Origin of the sequence: Streptomyces sp. WP-1 (genome assembly GCF_030450125.1) — a bacterium.
Lineage (GTDB): Bacteria > Actinomycetota > Actinomycetes > Streptomycetales > Streptomycetaceae > Streptomyces > Streptomyces incarnatus.
Genome location: NZ_CP123923.1, coordinates 7,531,636 through 7,550,811, shown reverse-complemented (window position 1 = coordinate 7,550,811; position 19,176 = coordinate 7,531,636). Strand labels below are relative to the sequence as shown.

Here is a 19,176-nt window from a genome sequence, read left to right as displayed (position 1 = left end):
GGCCCGGCGTGCCGCGCCCTGGCGGGGGGCGGCCTGGCGGGGGGCCCTCATGCCTCCGCCCCGTGGCCGTACGGCCGCCGCGCGACGAAGGTGTGGGCGATGCCCGTCTGCCAGCCCGGCAGCGGCAGCGCGCGCACCTGGTCGAATCCGGCCGTGCGCAGCCGGTGCGCGAAGCGTCCGGCGGTGTCGAACTCCACGACACTGCGCCACAGATGCCGGTACAGCCGCCCGTCCCCCAGCAGGGTCGCCGCGGGCTGTACGACACCCCGGCACACCAGCGTCCACACCGCGCGGTCGACGCGCCGTCCGCTGAGCGTGTAGTCGTGCACGCAGAGCCGGCCGCCCGCGCGCAACAGGCCGCGCGCGGCGGCGAGTACGGCGTCGGGATCGGTGACGTTGCGCAGGAGGTAGGCCGCGAACACCGCGTCGAAGGGGCCGCTCACCCCGGCCTCGGTCAGGCGTTCGGCGGGGGCGTGTACGAAGGTCACCCCGTCCGCCCACGGTTTGGCCGCGGCCCGCCCGAGCATGCCGGCCGAGGCGTCGACGGCCGTGACCTCGGCGGCGGGGAGGACGGAGCGCAGCGCCGCGGTGGACGCCCCGGTGCCGCAGCCGAGGTCGAGCAGGCGCAGCCCCCGCCCCTGTCCGGGCAGGCCGAGCCGGCGCACCGAGCGGCGCAGGTCGGCGTGGTAGCCGGGGTTGGCGGCCACGAGGGCGTCGTAGCTGCGGGAGGCGTGGTCGAAGGCGGCGGCGAGGTCTTCGTCGCGCAGCAGCGTCATGGGTTCTCCGTCGGGGGGAGGTGCGAGGAGTGCGGACCCGGCGCGGGAAGGGGCGGCGGACACGGTGGTGCGGGCAGGTCGAAGGAGCGGCGCGGCAGGCGGGGCAGTTCCAGGGCGGAGCGCAGCATCGGCGCCACGGGAGCGTGCAGGCCGATGGCCAGGTCCTCGTGCAGGCGGGTGTCTCCGTCGAGGAAGCGCAGCAGCCGTGCCATGGGTACGCGGGCGAACAGGCGGCTGAACAGTTCCGGTCCGTCGGCCCGGCCGCTGTCCAGCGCGCGCAGCAGGACGGCGTCCATGGCCCGGGAGCGCGCCGAGTGGGCGGCGGGGGGCAGTGGGAAGCGTCCGCGGCGCAGTGCGTCGGCGACGGCCCTGGTCTGGCGTTGCAGTCCGGCGAAGGTGTAGCCGGTTGCGGGCCGGGTCGCTCCGCCGGCGGCACCGATGCGGAAGACGCGGGCTCCGGTCTGCCGGGGGATCGGCGCGTCGGTCATCGGGATGAGGCCGGTCTCGGTGGCCAGGACGAGCCGTTCGCCGAGCCGCAGTACCTCGTCGGCGTAGTGCCGTACGGCGGCCTCGTAGCGGTCGGGAGTGAGGGAGCGTCCGGAGAACTCGGTGTACTCCACCAGCGCCTCGCACGGCCCGGTCGGCAGGACGTAACCGAAGGAGAGGCCGTGGTCCGGCTGCGGGGTGCGGAAGTCCATCAGCTCCACGACGGACGGGTCGAACACCGGCCGGGCGGTGCGCACGAACCAGCCGTGGAAGTGCTGGAGCAGGGTGGTGCGGGCGGCCGGCAGGCTGCCCGGGGGGCGGGAGTCGAACACGAAGCGGGCACTCAGCACATGCCCGAGCCCACCGGAGTCCCTGAGGTGGACGTGAGCACCGCCTCGTACGTCCTCCACCGTCTCGACGGTGGCTTCGAGTCGCCGCACATTGGTGCTGCGGGCCAGGTCCCGGCGGACGAGGCGTTCGAAGTCGTCGGAGCGGATCATGCGGTACCGCAGCGGAGCGATGTCCCCCTCGACCGGGGCACCGGCACGCGGGCGCACTCTGAGCCGCTGCCACTCGGCCCGCACCGCCGCGTCGAACCGCCCGCCCCCGGCCGTCCAGTAGCACCAGGTCCGCGGGGGCGGCCGCAGCGGGCCGGGGGGCGCGTCCACCAGTACGACGGACGGTGTGCGCAGGCCGGGAACGCTCCCGGCGAGCCGGTGGGCCAGCGACAGCCCGGCGGCGCCCGCGCCCAGGACGGCCACGTCCGTGTCCGGCACGGTGTCTCCCTTCTGCGGCTTCCTGTCTTCTTCTGCGGCTTCCTGTCTTCCGTCCTGGAGGCGACTTACGGCGACGGTGGTCCACGGCGGTGATGGAGCGCGACGGCGGTCCGGGGAGCAGGGCGGCCCGGCCCCCGGAGTCCCGGGTCCTGTTCTTTCGGATTGTGTACCCCGGCGGACGCAGGGCGCCTCGCGCGGCGAGCGGCTGAGCGCGAGTCAGGGCACGGTAGTGGAGGGCGGATCCCGGTGCTGCCGCGATCCGGTGGGGTGTTCGCGCATCCGACCGTGCCGCCCGCACCGAAGCAGACGGGTGACGGGACCGACCGACCACAACACACGACGGAGGGAACCTGGATGCGTCCCACCCACGCGAAGGACCGCTCCGCCTCGACCGCTGCGCCTCCACCGACGGCCGCGGCGGCCGAGACGTCCGAGGCGGCCGAGACGCCTGGGGCGGCCGAGACGCCTGGGGCGGCCGAGACGCCTGGGGCGGCCGAGACGTCTGAGGCGGCCGGGGCGTCGCTTCCGCGCGGGCCCTGGGCCCGCGGCCGGGAGCGGCACGACGAGGAGGCGTACCCCGTGGCAAGCGCGTCGTTCTTCGCCGGCTCCGCCGAAGTGCGCGAGGCCGACGCAGACGTGCCCGGCGCTGTCGGCCGGGTACTCGACGACGTGCTGGCGGAGCGCCTGCGCCGGGCCCGGTCGGCCGATCCCCTCTTCGCCGAGGAACTGGCCGAACGGGTGGCGCGCTTCACTCTCAAGGGTGGCAAGCGCACCCGCGCGCAACTCGTGTGGTGGGCCGTGCGGGCATGCGCCGGACGGGATCCGGCGGCCGCAGCGGCCGCCCTGCGCATCGGAGGCGCCCTGGAACTGCTCCAGACGTGCGCGCTCGTCCACGACGACGTGATGGACCGGGCTGCCCTGCGGCGCGGCCGGCCCGCGCTGCACGCGGACCTGGCCGAGGGGTACGCCGGTCGGGTGGGGGACGAGCGGGCCGAGCGGTTCGGGCAGTCGGCGGCGGTCCTCGCCGGGGATCTGGCGCTGGCCTGGGCCGACGACCTGGTCGCGGAGACGCCGCTGCCGCCCCGGACGGCGATGGTGGTGCGACGGTTGTGGAGCGACATGCGTACGGAGATGGTCGCGGGCCAGTTCCTGGATGTGCGGGGCCAGATCGCGGCGGCGTGGTCGCTGCCCCGGGTGCGCCGGGCCGCCTGCCTGAAGAGCGCCCTGTACTCGGTGGGGCGGCCCCTCGCCCTGGGGGCGGCCGCAGCGGGCGCCGACGACATGACCGCGCGTCGGCTGGGCGACGCCGGCCGCTGTGTGGGCATGGCGTTCCAGCTGCGGGACGACCTGGACGACGTCTTCGGCGATCCACGGGAGACCGGCAAGGCGTGCGGTGGCGACATCCGGGAGGGCAAGCCCACCTACCTTCTCGCGGTCGCCCGCGCGCGGGCCGAGGCCGCCGGTGACGGTGCCGCGCTGGCCGTTCTGGAGCGGTGGCTCGGCGACACGGAACTCACCGGACGCGGTCTTGAGCAGGTGCGGGACGTGCTGGTCGGGACGGGCGCGCGCGACGCCGTGGAGAGCAGGATCGAGCGGCTCGCCGCGCGGGGGCTGCGGCACTTCGACCGTGCGGTGCTGGACGCGGAGGGCGCCGGGCCGCTGCGCGCCCTGTTGCTCGCGACGGCCGGGGCGCGGCCGGACGAGGAACGGCCGGACGGGGACGCCGCACGTCCACGGCCCGCGCACGGCCCGTACGCGCATCCTGTCCGCAGCGGGGCGGGGAGTGGCCGGTGACGCGCACCCTGCCCGGTCCCACGGACCATGTGGTGGTCGTCGGCGCCGGACTGGCCGGGCTGTCGGCGGCACTGCATCTGCTGGGCGCCGGGCGGCGGGTCACCGTCGTCGAGCGCGAGGAACTGCCGGGAGGCAGAGCCGGGCGCCTCGACCTGGCCGGTTACCGGATCGACACCGGGCCCACCGTGCTGACCATGCCCGAGCTGGCCGACGAGGCGTTCGCCGCCGTCGGCGACAGCCTGCGGGAGCGGGTCGAGCTGATCCCCCTGCACCCGGCCTACCGGGCCTGCTTCGCGGACGGCAGCAGCCTCGACGTGCACACCGGCGCGGACGCGATGGCCGCCGAGGTGGAGCGGTTCGCCGGGGCGGCCGAGGCGGCGGGCTACCGGCGGCTGCGCGACTGGCTCCAGCGGCTGTACCGGGCCCAGATGCGCCGGTTCATCGACGCCAACTTCGACTCGCCCCTGGGTCTGCTCAACGCCGACCTCGCCCGGCTGGCGGCGCTGGGCGGCTTCGGCCGCCTGGACGCCCGGATCGGCCGCTTCCTGGGCGACGAGCGGCTGCGCCGGGTGTTCTCCTTCCAGGCCCTGTACGCGGGTGTGCCCCCGGCGCGGGCGCTGGCCGCGTACGCGGTCATCGCCTACATGGACACCGTCGCCGGCGTGTACTTCCCCCGGGGCGGCATGCACGCGCTGCCGCGGGCGATGGCGGAGGCGGCCGCCGAAGCTGGTGCCGAGCTGTGCTTCGGACAGCGGGTGACCCGGCTGGAGCGGTCGGGCGGGCGGATCACGGCCGTCGTCACGGACACCGGCCGCATCCCGTGCGACGCGGTCGTCCTCACCCCGGACCTGCCCGTCGCCTACCGGCTGCTCGGCCGCCGGCCGCGCAGACCGCTCGGGCTGCGGCACTCGCCGTCCGCGGTCGTGCTGCACGCCGGCACGGACCGCACCTGGCCCCATCTCGCCCACCACACGATCTCGTTCGGCGCGGCGTGGCACTCCACATTCGACGAACTCACCCGCGCCGGGGAGCTGATGAGCGACCCGTCACTGCTGGTCACCCGCCCCACCGCCACGGACCCGGGCCTCGCGCCGCGGGGCCGCCACCTGCACTACGTCCTCGCCCCCTGCCCCAACACCGACATCGGGCCGGACGCGGCGGCCTGGTCCGACCTCGGCCCGCGCTACCGGGACACCCTGCTGCGGGAGCTGGAGCGGCGCGGACTGACCGGGCTCGAAGCCGCCATCGAGGCGGAGTGCCTGGTCACCCCGGCCGACTGGCACGCCCTGGGGCACGCGGCGGGCACCCCTTTCTCGGCCGCCCACACCTTCGCGCAGACCGGCCCGTTCCGGCCGCGCAACCTGGTGCGCGGCACCGAGAACGCGGTCCTGGCCGGCTGCGGCACCACACCCGGGGTCGGTGTGCCGACCGTGCTGCTGTCCGGGAAGCTGGCCGCGGCCCGCGTCACGGGCGTCCCACCGCGCCGAAGCATCCGCGCGCGCCCCTCCACGATCGCCGCCCGGACCGCCGTACGCGCCGCCCGGACCGCCGTACGCGCCGCCCGGACCGCCGCCCCGGCCCCCACGAGTTCCGCGCCGCCGTCCGGGGGCCCGGCCGCCGGGCGGACCCCGGCGGTTGTCCGGCGAGCGGACGCGGCACCGCCCGCCGGGCTCGCCGACGCGCGGGAACCGTCGGCCTCCTCACCGCACCCCCCGGTCGCCGCGAGGCGACCCGATGCGCCGGACGACCTCCTGGCCGACCCCACGAACGAAGGCGGGACGGGATGACCGATCGAGAGCTGGCCGCGGCCGGGATCACCGACCCGGCACTGCGCGCGGCCTACCGCCACTGCCGCGCCCTCAACGCCCGGCACGGCAGGACGTACTTCCTCGCCACCCGGCTGCTGCCGGTCGAGCGCCGGTCCGCCGTGCACGCCCTGTACGGCTTCGCCCGCTGGGCCGATGACATCGTCGACTGCCTCGCCTCCGGGGCCGGCGCCGAGGTGCGCGCGCGGGCGCTGGCGCGGCTCCAGACGGAACTGGAGGAGGGGCTGCGGCGGGGCGGCAGCGGCGAGCCCGTGGTGCACGCGCTCGCCGACACCGCCCGCCGCTACGCCATCGACCACGCCCATTTCCGGGACTTCATGGCCGCGATGCGCTCCGACCTGGTCGTGACGGCCTACCCCACCTACGCCGATCTGCGGGCGTACATGCACGGCTCCGCGGCGGTGATCGGTCTTGAGATGCTGCCCGTGCTGGGCACGGTGGTGCCTCGGGAGGAGGCCGCGCCGTACGCCGCGGCGCTCGGCGTCGCCTTCCAGCTCAGCAACTTCCTGCGGGACGTCGGCGAGGATTTGGACCGCGGGCGCGTCTACCTGCCCGGCGATCTGCTCGCCGGTCATGGCGTCGACCGGGAACTGCTGTCCTGGAGTCGCGCGGCGGGGCGCCCGGACCGCCGGATCACCGCCGCGCTCAGGGAGTTCGAGGCACTGATCCGCGGTGTCTACCGGTCGGCGGTCCCCGGGATCCAGCTGCTCGATCCGGTGGCGCGGCCCTGCATCCGTACCGCCGCCGTCCTGTACGGCGGCATCCTCGACGCCGTCGCCCGCGACGGCTACACCGTGCTGCACCGGCGGTCGGTGGTCGAGCGGCGGCGCAGAGCGGTGGTCGCCGTCGACGGGCTGGTCCGGGTGGCGGCGGCCCGGCTGCGGGCGCGGACCGGTCCCGTGCCCCGGCCAGCCACCGACGGCCCCCGTTTCCTGCCCGCGGCGGCGCTCGCGCCGGGGACGGCGGTCCGCTCCGCCGAGGAGGTCGCGTGAACCGCCGTCGCCTGCCGCTGTCACTGCGCCGCGACGCCGTGCCCTGGGAGCGTCAGCGCCCCACCTGGCGCGAGGCGCGGCCCGCGGTGATCGCCGGGGCGCTGAAGCGGGCGCAGGCCCGCCCGTCCGGGAACTGGTACGTCGTCGGCGCCTCCCGTGCCCTGCGCGGTGACGGCAAACTCGCCCTGAGCGTGGCGGGGCACGAGGTCGTGGTGTGGCGAGGGCCCGACGGGCGCCCCGTCGGCGGTCCGGGCATCTGCCCGCACCTGGGCGCACCGCTGCGGGACAGCCCGGTGCGCTGCGGCACGCTGGTGTGCCACTGGCACGGACTGGCTCTGGACGGCGGCCCGTACGCGGGCTGGTCGCCGCTGCCGGTGCACGACGACGGGGTGCTGGTGTGGATACGCCTGGACGCGGTGGGCGGCGAGGAGCCGCGGGACGCACCGGCCGTACCGTGGCGGCCCGAGCCCGCGCGCGCCGTGACGGCCGTCTACAGGGGGGTGGGTGTCTGCGAGCCCGAGGACGTGGTGGCCAACCGGCTCGACCCGTGGCACGGGGCATGGTTGCACCCCTACTCGTTCGTCGACCTGACGGTGGTGGACGCGCCCGGGGAACCGCTCGGCGCGAACGACGGCGGTCCGGACGCCCTGACCGTCGACGTGTCCTTCAAGGCGGCGGGCCGGCTGGTCGTGCCGGTCCGCGCCGTGTTCACCGCGCCCGGACCACGTACGGTCGTCATGCGCATCACGCGTGGCGAGGGCGCGGGCTCGGTGGTGGAGACGCATGCCACGCCGCTGGGCGCGGACGAAGCCGGTCGGCCCCGCACCGTGGTCACCGAGGCGGTGGTCGCCGCCTCGGACCGTCCGGGGTTCGCCGCCGTCCGCCGTGCCGCGCCACTGCTGCGTCCCCTGATGCGCGCCGCGGCCGGGCGGCTGTGGCGTGACGACCTGGCGTACGCGGAGCGCCGCTGGCAGCTGCGCTCCACGGGACGCTTCCCCGGCTGAACGGCAGGCGGGCCGACGCCCCCGGGGCGCGATCGGCGTGCCAACCGGGACATCGCCCGTGAATCCGCAGGCGGTAGGACGGTGAGAGAGGGTCCTGCCGAAGGAGGCAACCCACTCCCCTACTCGCCGGGCTCCCCGGCCGTGGCGGGCCGGGCAGCGTGGCCAGGATGTCCCCTGGTGCGCCGCCGCTCCTTCAGCTCCGCCTCGTACAGGTGGTCCTTGCCCGCGACCAGCTCCCGGCGCGCCTGGGCCTCGACGTCCTTGAACGGCGCGTAGTAGGTGGCGTTGTACGCCTCGACGATCTGGAACGTCCAGTGCCCCGGAATCACGTTGCGGCCCAGGATCTCCCGCTGCACCCGGTCCGCCCATCCGGGGTGGCCGGCCTCCCGCAGCAGCGCCACGGCGCGGTCCAGCGCGAAGTCGGCCCCTCCCGTCAGCTGGTGGAAGGCGTAGAGGTGACCACGGGCGCGTTCGGTCGTCTCCAACGCCTCCGACAACGCCCCCAGGGCCTGTACGAGGGTGTCCGACACACCCGGCGGGCGCAGGTGCGCACCGTCCGGACCGTCAGCAGGGTGAGTGTTCATGCACCGACCCTCTCCCCCGCTCGACGGGCCGCGCACCAGCGGCGGCTTGCCGGGCATCCGCGTTCACCCGCGCGGCGGACACGTCCCGGCTGGCCAACGGGCGCGGCAGTGCGCCGGGGGCGGGCCGGCCCGGTGTGATCGTCGCCATCCTCGTGGTGGTCGTCCCCCTGGTGTGGTTCGCCGGAGGGCCGGCGCTGTGCCGGGGGAAAGGCGGTGTCGCCCTGACACCTCGTCGGACGACGCGCCCCTGGTTCTGGACACCCGCTTGTGGTTCACCACGCGCGTGGTGCTCCTCGCCATCGCCTGTGTCGCCTTCTTCGTGAACCTGTCCTACTTCGTCTGACGGCTGGCTGCCCCTCCGCATGACGGGCCCGCCGTGGACAAACGTCCTGTCCGTCCGCCCGGCCACCAGCCTCCCTCGCCGCGGGGGCGGCCCACGTCGCGAGGCCGATCACACCGGGCTGGAGGGGTGGGCCGCCGTGGGCGAGCGGGGTGGCCAGGTCCGGGGTGAGAGGATGCCGAGGACGTAGGCGCGGGCGACCAGTGCCGGGCGTGTCGGAGCTTCGAGGAGGACGCGGAGACGACTCAGGTGGTAGTCCAAGGTCTGCCGCGACAGACGCAGTTCCTCGGCGATGTCCGCGTTGCTGCGGCCCGCCGCGAGCAGGGCGACGATGCGTACCTGGGCGGCGGTCAGGGTGGGCTGGGTCCGCTGGCGTCGGCCCAGGTGCGTGACGACGGCCCACACGCCGGTCACGCCCGGCGCCGCCGCGCCGACGGTGGTCAGCCGGATACGGGCCCGGCGCTGCCAGCCCTCCCCGTCGACGAGCACCGCTGAGGCGCGGGCGCTTCTGCGCCGGCCGGCGATCAGGTCGTCCCAGACTCGTATCAGGGCGCCGCGTTCGGGTGTGTCGGCGAGGAGCGAGGCGGCGCGCAGTCCGGTCAGATCGGAGAGGCGGACGCGCAGGATCTCGGCCGTGGCGGTGCCCGCCTCGCTCACCCTTCCGTCCGGGGCCAGCCGTACGCAGGCCAGTCCGCTGTGGTCGCGCAGTGCGCGTAAGTCCGCCTCGGCGCGGTGCCGTTGGTCCATCGTCCGGACGTAGTCGGTGACGTCGACGTAGATACCCGCGACGCAGCGTTCCTCGCCCCAGCGGACGGGAAAGCGGTAGCCCGCCGCGTGTGCGGAGGTTCCGTCCGGGCGGTGGTAGGTGAGGGCGTGCCGGATGGGCTTGCCGTCGGTGAGGACCTGCTGGTCCATGGCGAGGAAGCGGCCGGCGTTGGCGGGTTCGTCGAGGTCGGACAGGTGGCGGCCGATCACGGCGTCGCGTGTCGTCCCGTACAGGTGGGCGTAGGCGTGATTGGCCCACACATAGCGGCCGGCGCCGTCGCGCATGAACGCGGCGGCCGGGGTGAGTTCGGCGAGGGCTCCGAAGGGGTTACGGCCGGGCGGACCGGCCGCTTCGTCCAGGGGTGCTGCGCGTTCCGTCTCGTCCACGGCCCCACTCCTTCAACACTGCGCGACATGACGTTGGGTGACGTCTCGTGCGTAAGCCGTAGCACCCTGGGAAGACGGGAGGACCGGGCGCTCTCAGGCTCTGCACCATCTGCCCGCTAGCGCATCACGACACCTCCACATGGCACCGATCGCCCAGCGGGGTAAGGCATTTGCCTGAATCGTTCGCGTAGCGCGGCCACTGGAAGGTGAGTTCGGACTGGTTCGCTTGAAGGAGGAGAACCGGCGGGTGTGAGTGCTCCCGACATCAACTGCCGCGACATCGAAGGAGATGGGTCTACGTGAGCCAGGTGCTGTACGTGCATGCCAAGGGCGGTCCCCCGGTGGGCCATGCCCTGACGCGGGTGGCCGGGCGGGCCGCGGTGCACCTGCTGGCGCTCAGCGAGCTGCCCGCGGGGGTGGCGGACGACGCGGCGCGGCTGTGCGCCTCGGTGGTGACGCCTCCTCGGGCGGAGCACCGGGACCTCGTCGAGCTGATCGCGGCGCGCGCCCGCGAGGTGGGGGCGGACGCCGTCCTCACCTTCTCGGAGTACGCGGTGGTCGCGGTGGCCGAGGCGTGCCGGCGGCTCGGTCTGAGGGGCGCCGGGGCGGCCGCCGCCCTCGCCCGCGACAAGCGGCTGATGCGCGCCACGTGGGAGCGTCACGGTGTTCCGCAGCCCCGCTTCCGCCCCGTCGCGGGGCTCGCCGAGCTGGAGCGCGCGACCACTGATTTGTCATGCCCATTATTACTCAAGGCGGCGTGGAGCGCGGGTTCGACCGCTCACCAGATCATCGACGGACCCGGGCAGGCGCGGCACGCCTGGCACCGCTCGCGTCAGGTCATGGCGGAGTCGGCGCAGCTCGGCTTCGCCGAAATGCATGTGCGGGGCGCGGCGGAGGACTTCATCGTCGAGGAGATCGTCACCGGACGGGCCGAGGAGTGGTTCGACGGACCCGGCTGGGGTGACTACGTGAGCGTCGAGGGCGTCGTCGTCGACGGCGATTTCCGGCCGGTCTGCCTGAGCGGACGCCTGCCGACCGTGTGGCCGTTCACCGAGCGCGCCGGCATCACTCCGGCCGCCGTCGACAGCGGGGCCCAGCACCGGATCGTGGAGCTGGCCCGGCAGGCCGTGGACGCGCTGGGGCTGGAGAACTGCGGCACCCACACGGAGATCAAGCTCGGCGCGGACGGCCGTATGTGGGTCATCGAGACGGCCGCCCGGTTCGGGGGCGCGATGACCGTGCCGCAGATCGAGGACGTCTTCGGCCTCGACCTGGTCGGCATGTTCACCGACCAGCTGCTCGGCCGCTCGCCCGCCTGGCCCGCGCGGACGCTGACGCCCGCGGACGCCGAGGGCGCGACGGGCTCCCTGGTGGTGCTCGCGGTCGACGGCGACGGCAAGCCGTGGCAGCGGCGCCATCTGTGGGACTCCTCGGCCGTGATCCGCAAGGCGCCGGTCGGTGCCGGCAGCACGCTGTCCGTGGTCCGGGAGAGTTCCCTTCCGGACGGCTCACCGGTCCCCGTCTACGACCCCGCGGGCGGCGCCAACACGATGGCGGGGCTGTGCCTGCTGTCGGCCGACCGGCCGCAGTCCGTCGTGCGCGACTTCACCGCCCTGGTGGCCGCGCTGCCGGACATCCTGCGGGTGGACACCGCCGAGGAGGCACGCGCATGACGCCCGCGCCGGACGAGGCCCGCGTCCCCGATGCGGCGGGCGACCGTACCGTGGTCGGCGTCAACCTGTCGCTGCCGCTGTTCCGCACGCTGTCCGGTGTGCTGGCCGGTCACCCGTACCTGAAGGTCGTGGTGGACCGGACCGAGGACACCTGGCATCTGCTCGACACCCGGGTGCACCCCTTCCACGTCGACTACATCGCCACGCGCGTACTCGGCATGACGCCGCAGCGGCTCGACGCGGAGCTGGACGCGTTCAACGCCTCGGTGTACATGGCGCCGGACCGCCGCTTCCTGCTGGGAATCCTCTCGCTGCACAGCGACGAGGACTCCGAGGGCGCCGAACGCCCCTTCCTCGTCCTGGAGACGACGGAGGCGGACACCATGCACGGCGCCCTGCTCCAGGAGTTCTACGACTACGTCCGCCACCGCGTGGACGGGCGCCTCCCGTTGCTGCTGAAACCGGCGAACCACGGCCAGGAGCATGAGCTGGCCCTGATCGGCGACGCCCGTATCCCGCGCATCCTGAGCCAGGAGCTGTTCGGCAGCCGCACCCGGACCTGCCTCAACCCGGGTGTGGCGGAGGGGCGTCTGCGGTACTTCCGCAGTCCGCAGGAGTACCGCGCCGGCGCCGCGGACCTCGGCTGGGCGGACATCGTCGCCATGGCGGGCCTGCCCGACGACGTGCCCCGGGTGGCCGGATTCATCAACACCCGCCCCACGACACCGCTTTCGCACACCAACGTGCTGGCCTCGGGCTGGGGCATCCCGAACGCGATCGTCCGCGACCTGGACGCCCTCGTGGAGCGGCACGGCCTGGACGACGCCTGGGTCCGCTACCGGGTGCGGGAGGACGCCGTCACCCTGGAACCGCTGTCCTGCGCCCCGGCGCTGGAGCGGCCGGTCTGGGACACCCAGCGCATCCACATCGGGGCCCCGCTCATCGGGGACGCGCCGATCATGGAACTGCACCGGCTGCGGCTCGACGACCGCGACAGCTACGGCACCAAGGCCGCCCACCTCGGCGAACTGCACCATGTGCTGGACAGCCGTACCGCGGACCTGACGGCCTTCTACGCCCGCCCGCGCCCGCCGCGGCCGGATCTGCTCGCCCATCTCGGCGCGCGGCTCAGTGAGCCGGAAGCGCCCCTGGAGCGGCTCCGGTTCTCGGCCGCCGAACGCGTGTCCCGGACGGTCCGGGCACCGAGGGGCGTGGCGCTGCCGTTCCATCTGCACCATCTGTACCTGACCTCGTCACCGGCGCTCCAACAGGGCATCGGCAAGCTGAAGATGGCGCTCGAACTCGACGCCCTCGACATGATCGACTCGCTCTCGCTGGATCTCCAGCACCTGATGCGCAGCACGCCGATGCCCGAGGACGTGGCGCGCGCCATCACCGGAGCCGTGCCGCGGCTGCTGGCCGACGGCCGCCGTCTGGTGGTGCGTTCCTCCTCCAACGCCGAGGACCTGCCGGGGTTCTCGGCAGCGGGCATCTACGACTCGGTGACGACCGTACGCGGCGCGGAACAGCTGCTGGACGCCGTCCTTCACGTGTGGGCGTCGCTGCTGTCGCCGCGGAGCGTGCGGATGCGGCACCAGGTCGGCATCGCGCTGGACGACACCTACATGGGGGTGATCGTCCAGGAGTACACGCCGGCCGACCTCGGGGGCGTGCTGGTCACCTGCAACCCCACGCGCCGGGAGGACTTCCGGAACACGTACCTCAACTGCACGGCCGGTTCGCCCGAGCGCGTGGTGGACGGCACGGTCCTGCCCCACCAGTACCTGTACAACACGGTCGAGGGCGGCGGCCGTACGGTGGCCGTCGGATCCCCGGGCACGGACCTGCCGGCGGACACGAGGGACGCGCTGGCCGAACTGGCACTGGCGGGCCGCCTGTTGCAGTCCCACTTCAGCGCGGACGACCCGGACGACGCCCTGGACATCGAGTGGCTGATGACCGACGAGGGGGCGTTCCAGCTGGTCCAGGTCCGCCCGTACGCCCGGTGAGGCGCCGTACGCCCGCGGTGTGGCGCCGCGCCGCGCGGGAGGACCTGACCCCGGCGGCCCGCCGGGTGATCCGCCTCAACAACGGGTTCCAGCTGCTGTTCAACCTGCTGTGGTGGATGCCCGTCTTCTACGCCTACCAGCGTGACGCGGGCCTGTCCGACGGCCAGATCTTCGGCATCCAGAGCATCTACTACATCGCCTTCTGCCTCTTCGAGATCCCCACCGGACTCGTCGCCGACCGCATCGGCGCACGCAACTGCCTGTGGGCGGGCGCGGTGGTCATGACGGCGGCGAACCTGATGCCGGTGTTCTCCCCCTCCTACACGGGCTTCCTGCTCCACTTCCTGGCCATCGCCGCCGGACGCTCCCTCACCTCGGGAGCGGCCAGCGCCTGCCTCTACGACGGGCTGCGCGCGGAAGCGGCGGACGCCCACTACCTCCGCGCGGAGGGCACGGCGCGGTCCCTGGGCCTGGCGGCCAAGGTCGTCTGCTGGCCGCTCGTCGGACCGCTGATGGTGCTGGCGCCGCAGGCTCCGTACGTGCTGAGCGCGGCGAGCGCGGCAGGCTCGCTCGGCTGCGCCCTCGCCCTGCCACGGCTCGCTCCGCGCGACGCGGGCGGGGCCGGGCGCGCCTCCGTGCGGCGCCATGCCTCGCCGCTGCGGCACACGGGCGCCGCGCTGCGGGCCCTGCGTTCGTCACCGTGGCTCGCGCTGCTCATGGTCCAGGGGGTGGCCGTCTTCACGCTGTCGCGGATCTGCCAGGTCAACCTCTTCCAGCCGGTGCTGCTGCACCATGGCATCGGCGAGGACAGCCACGGCGGTGTGCTCGCGGCGATGACGATCGCCGAGGCGGTCGCCTCCGCGCGGCCCCAGTGGCTGGGCTCCCGGCTGTCGCCCACGGCCTGGGTGTCCCTGCTGAGTGTCGCGCTCGCGGCCACGCTGGCGGGCACCACCGTCGGCGGCCCGTGGACGGTGGCCGGGCTGCTCTGCGTGTTCGCCGCGATCACCGGCTTCTGCTATCCGGTGCAGCGCAAACTCATCAACGACGCGATCCCGAAGGACGCTCCGCGTGCCACCCTGCTGTCGGTGGAGAGCATCGTGGACCGCGGTGTGTGCGCCCTGGCCGCGGTGGCCGCGGGCGCCTATCTGGCGGCGGGCCGGCTCGACGCCCTGCTGTGGCAGTCCGCCGCCGTCACCTGTGTCCTGATCCCGGCCCTTCATCTGGCGCTGCACCGCGCGAACCGCGCGAACCGGGCGGCGCGAACACGCGGGGCGGGTACGGCACCCGGCGCGGATCCGGGACCGGGGCGGGCGCGGGCGCTCCCGGCTGAAGAACCCCTCGCACTGCCCGTCGACGAGGGAGCCGCCCCGAGGCCCTGACGCGGGGCCCGAACGGACCGGGAACACGCCGGGCACCGGTCGTGGCCGTACGGCCCGGCCCGTCCACCGTGCGAGCGCGGTGCGTGCGTCTTCCCGGCCGTTCGCGCGACGTACACATGCGGAACAGGCTGTGCGTCGCCTGTGAAGGAGGCGTGGGGTTGTTGTCGTTTGCGTTCCGGATGTATGGCGCGAGCGGTCGTTGCTGGGGTTTTCTCTGGGTGTCACGCCAACCCCCCGCGCAACAAGGGGAATTGGTAGACGCAGAGTTTCATTCCCGTATTGGCATGCTCCTGCCATTTCGGGGTGCGCTCTTCAGGTAGCTCACACCGGCCGGCCCCACACCGACCGGGAAATCCCCCCACGGAAAGAGAAGCCTGCATGACCCACGGCACCATACGCAGCCGGCGTACGACCCTCGCCGCGGCCACCGCCGTCGCCGCCGCGGCGGCCCTGCTGAGCACCTCGCTCACCGCCTCGGCCGCCGCCCGGCCCACCGCCGCCACCGCGCGCCCGGCCGGTGCGCCCGTCGCCCTGTCGGCCACCGCCCGCACCGGTCTCCTCCGCGACGCGCAGGCCGGGCTCGCCCAGACCGCCAAGGCCCTCGGCCTGGGCAGCCAGGAGAAGCTGGTCGTCAAGGACGTCGTCAAGGACGGCAACGGCACCGTCCACACCCGGTACGAGCGCACCTACGCCGGCCTCCCGGTGCTCGGCGGCGACCTGATCGTGCACACCTCCGGGTCCGGCAGGACGGAGGGCGTGACCAGAGCGTCGAAGGCCACGCTGAAGCTCGCCTCGCTCACCCCGGGGATCGCCGCGGCCACGGCGCGGAAGCAGGCCCTGAGCCTGGCGAAGAAGGACCGTTCGGCGAAGCCCGCCGTCGAGCGGGCTCCGCGCAAGGTCGTCTGGGCGGCGGGCGGCAAGCCCGTCCTCGCCTACGAGACCGTGATCGGCGGCTTCCAGGACGACGGCACGCCGAACCAGCTGCACGTGGTCACCGACGCCGCCACCGGCAAGAAGCTCTTCCAGTACCAGGGCATCGAGACCGGCGTCGGCAACACCCGGTACAGCGGCAAGGTCGACCTGTCCACGGCGCAGTCGGGCTCGTCCTACACCCTCACCGACGACTCCCGCGGCGGCCACAAGACGTACGACCTGGACCACCAGCAGGACGGCACCGGCGCGCTGTTCTCCCAGGACAACGACACCTGGGGCGACGGGACGACGTCGAACGCCGCGACCGCCGCGGCCGACGCCGCCTACGGCGCGCAGGAGACGTGGGACTTCTACAAGAACACCTTCGGGCGCAGCGGCATCAAGAACGACGGGGTCGGCGCCTACTCCCGGGTCCACTACGGCAACTCGTACGTGAACGCGTTCTGGGACGACAGCTGCTTCTGCATGACCTACGGCGACGGCACGAACGACAGCGACCCGCTGACCGCGCTGGACGTGGCCGGCCACGAGATGAGCCACGGTGTCACCTCCAACACCGCCGGCCTCGAATACTCGGGCGAGTCGGGCGGTCTGAACGAGGCGACCTCCGACATCTTCGGCACCGGCGTGGAGTTCTACGCGAACAACAGCTCGGACCCCGGTGACTACCTCATCGGCGAGAAGATCGACATCAACGGCGACGGCACCCCGCTGCGCTACATGGACAAGCCCAGCAAGGACGGCGGTTCCGCCGACTACTGGTCCTCGTCCGTCGGCGACGAGGACGTCCACTACTCGTCCGGTGTCGCCAACCACTTCTTCTACCTGCTGTCCGAGGGCAGCGGCGCGAAGACCGTCAACGGGGTCGACTACGACTCGCCGACCAAGGACGGCTCGACGGTCACCGGCATCGGCCGGGACAAGGCCCTCCAGATCTGGTACAAGGCGCTGACGACCTACTTCACGTCGACGACCGACTACGCCGACGCCCGCAAGGGCACGCTGTCCGCGGCGACCGACCTGTACGGCGCCGACAGCGCCGAGTACAAGGCGGTCGAGGCGGCCTGGACCGGGGTCGACGTGCACTGAGCCGCCCCGCTCCCGCTCGCACGACACGTGGCACCCGGACCTGTGGTCCGGGTGCCACCCGCGTCTGCCGTGGGATTCGCGGCGGCCCGTCAGCTTCTGCGGTACCAGCCGCTGCCGATTCCCGCGACGTGCAGGGCCAGTGCGGTCAGTCCCAGGAGCATGATGTTGCCGGACGAGAACACGTGATTGGTGCTGATGTCGGCCGCGTTGATGAGGAACGACACGAAGAACAGCACTGCCGCGACGATGCCGAGCATGACGAGCCCCTCTCGGTAGGAAGTGAAACCCGTATGCCCGGCCGGCGCCCTCACAGACCTGCGCGGCCCCTCCGAAAGCCACACCGCGGTGGCGGGTCTCAGGCGTGGGCGTGGGCCTGGCGGGAGTTCGCCGCCTTGTGCGGGGCGGCGTGATGTGCGGGCCGGCCCGTCGCGGGAACGGCGAGGCGGCGCAGGGACAGGCCCGCGGTGACGAGGAGAGCGGTGAAGACGGCCAGGAGCAGGACGGACACCCACATCTGCCGGCTCCCGGGCGCCTGCCAGCCGGACCAGGCCGTGGTCCCCGCCCACAGCAGGACACCCGCGGCGTAGAAGGAACGGACGCGGTGCAACTGCCGCGCGGCCCGCAGGAATTCGATACGTTCGATCTTCGGTGCCATACCGAGCCGGGTACCCCGATGTCTGACGAACATCAGGGCCGACCAGCACTTCGCACACCGGCAAGCCCCGCTCCGGCGCGACGTGACGGGGACGGCGGGCCCTGGGGCGGCTCCGCCGCTGACGGTCCTGCCGCGTGCCATCCGGGCGACACACCGGCATCAGCGCGCCCTCCCGGTGGTAGGTCTGACGGTGTCCGGGCGCGCGCGACCTCCCGGTCACTCAGGCCACGATCAGGAGTGCGAATGTCCCCGACCCCGGCGTCCCGGCCCTCGGGCGGCTTCCGGCGCCCTCCTCTGCGGGAACGCTGGCGCCGGGCGCTGAACGATCACACCGTGCCCGCCCAGCGCTCGCTCATGGCTGCCTGGCTCGGCTTCGGCTGCACCTTCGGCGCGGCACGGCTGATCACTCACGGCATCCGGGGCGGCTGGCTGCCCTGGGGCAACATCTCCGCCGGCAAGACGCATCTGCACCACTACAACTTCGGCATCGCCACGCTCGCGGGCGTCGGGCTGGTGGCGGTCCGTGGCGACGAGACCTATGTCGGCCACCCCGGGATCGGCGCCCTGTACGGTGCGGGTACGGCTTTGATCGCCGACGAGTTCGCCCTGCTGCTCGACCTCAAGGACGTGTACTGGGCCAGACAGGGCCGCATCAGCGTGGACGTGTCCCTGGGCATTCTCAGCGCGCTGGGTCTCTATCTGACCGCGGTCCCGTTCTGGCACGAGATCACCAAGGTCACCCGCGACCACCTCCAGGGGCGCCCGGCCCACGCGGCGTGAGCGCGGTGAACCGGCACCGGTGACGTTCGCGGGCCTCGTTCCGTCCGCCTGGTCTATCCGGTCGCTTCCGTGATGACACCGCGGCCGGAAGGCGAATGGAGCTGCTCACGAGCCGGGCCGCCACAGTGCGCGCACACCACCGCCGCCTCGAAGCGGTGCCCGCAGGCGTGCTGGAAGCGCATCGGCGGGTCCTCGGCGTTCAGATGCCGGTCGCCCCACGCCATCAGCGTCAGCAGTACGTCGTTGAGTTCCGCGCCCGCCTCGGTCAGGTGGTACTCGTAACGCGGAGGATGCGCGCTGTACAGCTCACGGCGCACGATCCCCGTGGCCTCCAGCTTGCGCAAACGTGTGGTGAGAATGTCCCGGGGCGCCCCCGTGTTCGCCGCGATCCCCCCGAAACGCCGCACGCCATGACTGAGTTCACGCACGACAAGAAGAGCCCAGCGCTCCCCCACGAGGCTCAGTGTGTCCGTTATGGAGCATTCCCGAGGTGACATGACTGCGAGAATAACTCGGAGCCGAAAACAGAGACGCGCAGGGGACGAGCCCGAAGGATCAGAGGTCCTGCCCTCTCGCGGGGCGCCGGAGAAGGTGAAGCATGCGGACGGATGACTGGCAGCACACCCATGACCTCGATGACTCCCTCGACTCCGAGAGCAGCAAGCAGGAACGGACGGCGCACAAACCCCGACGACCAGGACACACGCCCCCATCTTCGGGTGGGTAGAGCGGGCAGGTGAGGTCCGCGGACCGCGACACCGCGGCCGCCTTCGCGGAGGCGTGGCAGCGGCGCGCCGGGGTGGGGGCGGTGGTGCGGGTGCGGCTGCGTCTGTACCGGCTCGTCGGCGAGGGTGACCGGGAGCGGCTGATGAGGTGGTGCCGGGAGTTCGCGGCCGATGCCGAAGAGGACGTGACCATCGATGCCGGC

15 protein-coding genes and 1 pseudogene are annotated in these 19,176 nt (G+C 73.4%); 9 read left to right on the top strand and 7 right to left on the bottom strand.

Annotated features, from left to right (window positions below; translation table 11 throughout):
- Positions 1-47 precede the first annotated feature (47 nt).
- On the bottom strand, positions 48-776 hold the full coding sequence (locus QHG49_RS33620; RefSeq protein ID WP_145487636.1) for a class I SAM-dependent methyltransferase: 729 nt from the start codon (positions 774-776) through the stop codon (positions 48-50).
- Positions 773-2,038 carry a lycopene cyclase family protein gene (locus QHG49_RS33615; protein WP_301492585.1) on the bottom strand — a complete coding sequence of 422 codons (1,266 nt, stop codon included), beginning with the start codon at positions 2,036-2,038 and terminating at the stop codon, positions 773-775. The genes QHG49_RS33620 and QHG49_RS33615 overlap by 4 nt, the downstream gene beginning before the upstream one ends.
- Positions 2,039-2,392: 354 nt before the next feature.
- On the opposite strand from QHG49_RS33615, the gene QHG49_RS33610 reads away from it, so the two are divergent.
- From QHG49_RS33610 to QHG49_RS33595, 4 genes and pseudogenes are all read left to right on the top strand, one after another.
- Positions 2,393-3,832, top strand: a complete 1,440-nt coding sequence (locus QHG49_RS33610) for a polyprenyl synthetase family protein (RefSeq protein WP_301492583.1) — start codon at positions 2,393-2,395, stop codon at positions 3,830-3,832.
- Positions 3,829-5,316: pseudogene (gene crtI / locus QHG49_RS33605) on the top strand (phytoene desaturase family protein); the annotation flags it as partial. The gene QHG49_RS33610 and the pseudogene crtI, both read left to right, overlap by 4 nt.
- A 299-nt stretch (positions 5,317-5,615) precedes the next feature.
- Positions 5,616-6,650: a phytoene/squalene synthase family protein gene (locus tag QHG49_RS33600; protein WP_301492581.1), complete on the top strand. Its 1,035-nt coding sequence runs from the start codon at positions 5,616-5,618 to the stop codon at positions 6,648-6,650.
- Positions 6,647-7,654: a DUF5914 domain-containing protein gene (locus tag QHG49_RS33595; RefSeq protein ID WP_301492580.1), complete on the top strand. Its 1,008-nt coding sequence runs from the start codon at positions 6,647-6,649 to the stop codon at positions 7,652-7,654. The genes QHG49_RS33600 and QHG49_RS33595 overlap by 4 nt, the downstream gene beginning before the upstream one ends.
- Before the next feature lie 119 nt (positions 7,655-7,773).
- Here QHG49_RS33595 and QHG49_RS33590 read toward each other — a convergent pair whose 3' ends face one another.
- Positions 7,774-8,238 carry a hypothetical protein gene (locus tag QHG49_RS33590; RefSeq protein ID WP_159707658.1) on the bottom strand — a complete coding sequence of 155 codons (465 nt, stop codon included), beginning with the start codon at positions 8,236-8,238 and terminating at the stop codon, positions 7,774-7,776.
- Between the two features lie 451 nt (positions 8,239-8,689).
- Positions 8,690-9,730 (bottom strand): helix-turn-helix transcriptional regulator, encoded by a 1,041-nt coding sequence (locus QHG49_RS33585; protein ID WP_301492577.1) that lies wholly within the window; start codon positions 9,728-9,730, stop codon positions 8,690-8,692.
- A gap of 299 nt (positions 9,731-10,029) precedes the next feature.
- Here QHG49_RS33585 and QHG49_RS33580 point away from each other — a divergent pair, with 299 nt between their 5' ends.
- The 4 genes from QHG49_RS33580 (at position 10,030) to QHG49_RS33565 (ending at position 16,813) form a co-directional block, all read left to right on the top strand.
- Positions 10,030-11,403: an acetyl-CoA carboxylase biotin carboxylase subunit family protein gene (locus QHG49_RS33580; RefSeq protein WP_301492576.1), complete on the top strand. Its 1,374-nt coding sequence runs from the start codon at positions 10,030-10,032 to the stop codon at positions 11,401-11,403.
- Positions 11,400-13,412, top strand: a complete 2,013-nt coding sequence (locus QHG49_RS33575) for a PEP/pyruvate-binding domain-containing protein (RefSeq protein WP_301492575.1) — start codon at positions 11,400-11,402, stop codon at positions 13,410-13,412. The genes QHG49_RS33580 and QHG49_RS33575 overlap by 4 nt, the downstream gene beginning before the upstream one ends.
- Entirely contained in the window at positions 13,409-14,791 is a 1,383-nt protein-coding gene (locus tag QHG49_RS33570; protein WP_301492574.1) for an MFS transporter, read from the top strand. Before QHG49_RS33575 ends, QHG49_RS33570 begins: the two co-directional genes overlap by 4 nt.
- 378 nt (positions 14,792-15,169) lie before the next feature.
- The gene (locus tag QHG49_RS33565) at positions 15,170-16,813 is read left to right on the top strand and encodes a M4 family metallopeptidase (protein WP_301492573.1); all 1,644 of its coding nucleotides are present in this window, start codon (positions 15,170-15,172) and stop codon (positions 16,811-16,813) included.
- 89 nt (positions 16,814-16,902) lie between these two features.
- Here the strand turns inward: QHG49_RS33565 and QHG49_RS33560 are convergent, their stop codons facing one another.
- Both QHG49_RS33560 and QHG49_RS33555 read right to left on the bottom strand, forming a co-directional pair.
- Positions 16,903-17,070, bottom strand: a complete 168-nt coding sequence (locus QHG49_RS33560) for a hypothetical protein (RefSeq protein WP_167532341.1) — start codon at positions 17,068-17,070, stop codon at positions 16,903-16,905.
- Positions 17,071-17,168: 98 nt separating this feature from the next.
- Positions 17,169-17,468 carry a hypothetical protein gene (locus tag QHG49_RS33555; protein WP_301492572.1) on the bottom strand — a complete coding sequence of 100 codons (300 nt, stop codon included), beginning with the start codon at positions 17,466-17,468 and terminating at the stop codon, positions 17,169-17,171.
- 243 nt (positions 17,469-17,711) lie between these two features.
- Here QHG49_RS33555 and QHG49_RS33550 point away from each other — a divergent pair, with 243 nt between their 5' ends.
- Positions 17,712-18,248 carry a hypothetical protein gene (locus QHG49_RS33550; protein WP_301492571.1) on the top strand — a complete coding sequence of 179 codons (537 nt, stop codon included), beginning with the start codon at positions 17,712-17,714 and terminating at the stop codon, positions 18,246-18,248.
- A 53-nt stretch (positions 18,249-18,301) separates the two neighbouring features.
- Here QHG49_RS33550 and QHG49_RS33545 read toward each other — a convergent pair whose 3' ends face one another.
- Positions 18,302-18,703, bottom strand: a complete 402-nt coding sequence (locus tag QHG49_RS33545) for a helix-turn-helix domain-containing protein (RefSeq protein WP_244320280.1) — start codon at positions 18,701-18,703, stop codon at positions 18,302-18,304.
- Positions 18,704-19,176 lie beyond the last annotated feature (473 nt).